The sequence below is a fragment of the Acinetobacter sp. UBA6720 genome, from assembly GCF_002454215.1.
GTDB lineage: Bacteria > Pseudomonadota > Gammaproteobacteria > Pseudomonadales > Moraxellaceae > Acinetobacter.
Map to the genome: position 1 here is coordinate 1 of NZ_DKIK01000106.1, position 4,982 is coordinate 4,982.

Sequence of the window (4,982 nt, forward strand, 5' to 3'; positions counted from 1 at the left end):
GTCTTACTAGTATATGCATTTTATTATGGATGTCTATTGATCATTTTGACAAATGATGACGTCATAAATGTAAGAAATGATGTATTCCAAAAATAGCTAAGCTAAATAAAATTTATTCATGAAAGTGCTATCAGTAGCTTATATTATTGTCTTTAGAGCGTTAAATCATAAGTGCATTCGTTTAAGCCGAGATGCGTTTGAGTCATGGGATCCGTTTTAGCTTATCCAAAACACTTCTTCCAACAAATAAAAAGCCCTATCTAATGACAGGGCTGTATTCAAAACAGTGGATAACTTTTTGCAGTGTGCAGCTTAGGCAATCTTGTTGTTAAATTGATGGCCAAGGCATTTGGTACACGGGGGTAAACGGTCTGTACCAATTTCTAAATAAGTGCGGTGTCCGCATTGAATACAAAAATAGAGTTCTGCTACCAATTTAGAACCTGCAATTACCATTTTTGTTCTCAATGTGTTTTAGAAAGGGGAGAACCAGCATATCCCTATAGTAATGATTCCCTATTGATCATCTCAAAGATTGACGATGACTGATAAGAAAATTAAGTCATGAACCTATTACTAATTTAAAAGTAGTGAAAAAATATCAACTTCTTGTTCTGAGTGTTTTTTCTTAAGAATATTAGCTTGGTCTTTTAAAAATCTTATATTTTCTAAAACTAATTCTACCAACTTAGCTCTCTTAATTAACTCTCTTGCAAATGGATCAATTCTATAAGTTTCATTTAAATCAATATCACCATATTCTTTAATATAATCAATAAGCTGCCCTTCAAAATACTGATCGGTACACCCATCCACTATATCCTTTCTTAGGTCATAAAAATTAAAACTCCCATCTTTATAAAAATCCTTCAGAAACATGTAAAATTTAAAGTATTTTTCAGGGTTTTCCCCTAACACATAACCTATTTCCACTACATCTTCATTTTCTATTTCATCTATTATAGTAATTTTAGAATACATACTACTCAAAATATTCAACTCAGAACTATGATTTTTATTCATTTCATATACATGAGAGTAAATTTTATCAATTTTTGGAATTATCCATTCTTTTTCAATCAAGTCACTATTAATGTCATATACCATAGAAAGAATATTATCCCCCCCATTAACCATATATATTTTATCAAAAATCTCATATTTTCTTTCAATAGCTTTATTTACTAAAAATTGAGCTGTAAAATACTCTTGAAATGATCTATGCGTAAAAGAGAAACCTAAACCATCTCTTTGTAGTATACATACCGAATCAAGTAAGTCTTTCAGAAAATCATCAGCTTCCGCATGTACATTAGCAATATTTAGTGCATTATTGATATATTTTTTTATTTTAATTTCTTCGAAAAAATACAACCTATCACAATAACTTAATATACAAAAAGCTTCTAAACATCGTTTAAAATCATCCAATGGCAAATTGGAAAAAGATTTTCGCTTATACATACTTTTTAAAGAATCATGTTTATTAAATAAAGTTAAAAATGCTTGTTCATAAAACAGATGCAATTTATTAGGTATTTCTGCTATTTGTTCATAAGTCATGAGCATCATTATCAACAAGAGCGGGTTTGAAGCAAAACTCTTATGAGACTGATATAATTCTTTCTCGAGTACACTTATAAAAGATTTCTTTATCAGCCTATCGTAATCTAGTTTATTAATTAGCGATAAAGCTTTATTTTTATCTAAAGGCTGTATTTTATATTGGAAAAATTCTTCCCAAGAAGAAAATCTACTATCAAAACGACTCGAAATCAATATTCTAATACCATGATAAGTATTAGACAAATATAAAATTTCTTGCTCTATTTTCTCCCTATCCTCTCTATTTACCTCATCAAAACCATCTAATATAACTAAAATCTTCCCCAGCTTAAAAGAGTAGTCTAATTGTTCCTTATTAAAGGATGAATTAATTTTTATCATTAAACCTAACATATAGCTATATAATGACTTATCTACCAAATTATTTAGATGCCGCAATTCTATAAAAATAGGAAAAATCCCCCTAGGCTTTTCTATCAACTCAATAAATATACTTTTACAAAATGTTGATTTGCCACATCCAGCCCCTCCTAAAACTACTAATCTTTTATTTTTCTCTATTTCACTAATGAAATCTTGTTCTTCTACTTCTTTAAAATTAATAGTTAAATTAGTACGAACATAAAAATCTTTTATATTTACTGGTATATCTCTATACAAAAGTGTTTTAGTTTTAGAATATCTTTCATAATTTCTTTCCAAATACTCTGTAAAACATAAATTCAAACTAACTTGAATTTTATTATTAGCATCTTTAGTTAACTTTTTTAGACCATTAAAAACTGGCATTGTAAATTGTTTTATCAGTTCAGATACTGCTTCTTTTATAATAACGTCTTCCATGCTCCCCCCAAAAATAAAATCCCCCACATAAATGTAGGGTTCTTTTACAATAATATCAATGACTTTTATATTTAACCTACCCCAACCCTCCTTTACAAAGGAGGGAGTTTCCCCTCTTTAGCAAAGAGGGGTTAGGGGAGATTAGTTACGCCACATTCCCTTCCAAGAAATCCTGCGCAAAGCGTTGCAATACACCACCCGCTTCATATACAGACACTTCTTCTTCAGTATCTAGGCGACATGTGACAGGCACTTCAACGATTTCACTCTTACCTTCATCTGTCGCACGTTCAATCACTAAAGTTAAAGTCGAACGTGGCGCGATATTACCAATCACGCTATACAGTTCAGTACCATCTAAACCTAAAGTTTTACGGTCAGTTCCTGCTTTAAACTCAAGCGGTAACACGCCCATACCGACTAAATTGGTACGGTGAATACGCTCAAAACCTTCCGCCACAATCGCTTCAACACCTGCAAGACGGACACCTTTGGCAGCCCAGTCACGGCTAGAGCCCTGACCATAGTCTTTACCTGCAATAATGATCAACGGTTGCTTACGATTCATATACGTTTCAATGGCTTCCCACATACGCATTACTTCGCCTTCAGGTTCAACACGTGCTTTCGAACCTTGCTTGATCGTACCGTCCGCACGAACCACCATTTCATTAAACAGTTTCGGATTCGCAAAAGTTGCACGTTGTGCCGTCAAATGGTCACCACGGTGCGTTGCATAGGAGTTAAAGTCTTCTTCAGGTACGCCCATTTTGTGTAGGTACTCACCTGCTGCTGAATCCATCATAATTGCATTCGATGGTGACAAATGATCCGTAGTGATGTTGTCAGGCAAGATGGCAAGCGGACGCATATTTGCCAGTGTACGTGGTGCAGCCAAAGCCCCTTCCCAGTACGGCGGACGGCGAATATAAGTACTTTGCGGACGCCAGTCATATAAAGGACTGGCTGCTTTTTCCGTTACACCTAAGTCAAACATTGGAATGTACACTTTACGGAACTGTTCAGGTTTCACCGCCTCTTTGACTAAGGCATCAATTTCAGCATCCGAAGGCCAAATGTCTTTCAGGTAAATTGGGTTGCCGTCTTTGTCGTTTCCTAATGCATCTTTTTCGATGTCAAAACGAATCGTTCCTGCAATCGCATACGCAACTACAAGCGGAGGTGATGCCAAGAACGCTTGTTTTGCATAAGGATGGATACGACCATCGAAGTTACGGTTACCCGAAAGTACCGCAGTTGCATACAAGTCACGGTCAATAATTTCTTGTTGTAGTTTAGGGTCTAAAGCACCTGACATACCGTTACAGGTAGTACATGCATACGCCACAATACCAAAACCGAGTTTTTCTAAGTCGTCTAATACGCCTGCTTCTTCAAGATACAAAGCAGCTGCTTTAGAACCAGGTGCAAATGATGATTTCACCCAAGGTTTACGGGTTAAGCCCAATTCATTGGCTTTACGTGCCAATAAACCCGCAGCAACCGTGTTACGAGGGTTTGATGTATTGGTACACGAAGTAATGGCAGCAATAATCACAGCACCATCAGGCATTAAACCATCGGTACGGTTTTCAACCACGCCTGCAATGCCTTTTTCTTTTAAATCCGCAGTTGATACACGAGCATGCGGGTTTGATGGGCCTGCAATATTACGTGTTACTGTTGAAAGATCGAAGCGAAGGACACGTGGATATTCCGCTTGTTTCATATCCGATGCCCAAAGACCAATTTCTTTGGCATAGTTTTCAACCAGTGCAACTTGCTCAGCTTCACGACCTGTTAAAGTTAAATAATCAATGGTGTTTTGGTCGATATAGAACATGGCCGCAGTTGCGCCATATTCAGGGGTCATATTGGAAATCGTGGCACGATCACCCACTGACATACTGTCTGCGCCTTCACCAAAGAACTCAAGATATGCACCGACTACACGCTCTTTACGCAAGAATTCAGTCAAAGCCAATACGATATCGGTTGCAGTAATACCTGCTTGACGTTGCCCAACCAATTCAACACCGATAATATCGGGTAGACGCATCCAAGATGCACGACCGAGCATCACATTTTCAGCTTCTAGACCACCGACACCAATCGAAATCACACCGAGCGCATCGGTATGTGGTGTGTGTGAGTCTGTACCAACACACGTATCTGGGAATGCTACACCTTCACGGTTTTGCACCACTGGAGACATTTTCTCCAAGTTGATTTGGTGCATGATGCCATTCCCCGCAGGAATCACATCGACATTCTCAAAAGCGGTCTTGGTCCATTCGATGAAGTGAAAACGGTCTTCGTTACGACGGTCTTCAATGGCGCGGTTTTTCTCAAAGGCATCTGGGTCAAAACCACCGTATTCCACAGCAAGAGAGTGATCGACAATCAACTGTGTTGGCACAACGGGATTCACTTTCGATGGGTCACCGCCTTGGTCTGCAATCGCATCACGTAAACCTGCAAGGTCTACAAGTGCCGTTTGTCCAAGGATGTCATGACACACCACACGTGCAGGATACCAAGGGAAATCATGATCTTGTTTTGAGAAAATCAGT

Annotated in this window: 2 protein-coding genes; both read right to left on the reverse strand. The window is 37.4% G+C overall.

Annotation, left to right across the window (positions count from 1 at the left end):
- Positions 1–576: 576 nt before the first annotated feature.
- Positions 577–2,409: an NACHT domain-containing protein gene (locus B4F08_RS09400; RefSeq protein WP_291374229.1), complete on the reverse strand. Its 1,833-nt coding sequence runs from the start codon at positions 2,407–2,409 to the stop codon at positions 577–579.
- 145 nt (positions 2,410–2,554) lie between these two features.
- Positions 2,555–4,982, reverse strand: a 2,428-nt coding sequence (acnD, locus tag B4F08_RS09405) for a Fe/S-dependent 2-methylisocitrate dehydratase AcnD (RefSeq protein WP_291374230.1), incomplete at its 5' end; no start/stop codon positions are given.

Bases quoted from the DNA above. Each gene is read 5' to 3' on its own strand.
- B4F08_RS09400 (WP_291374229.1), bottom strand. From the start codon at position 2,409: ATGGAAGACGTTATTATAAAAGAAGCAGTATCTGAACTGATAAAACAA.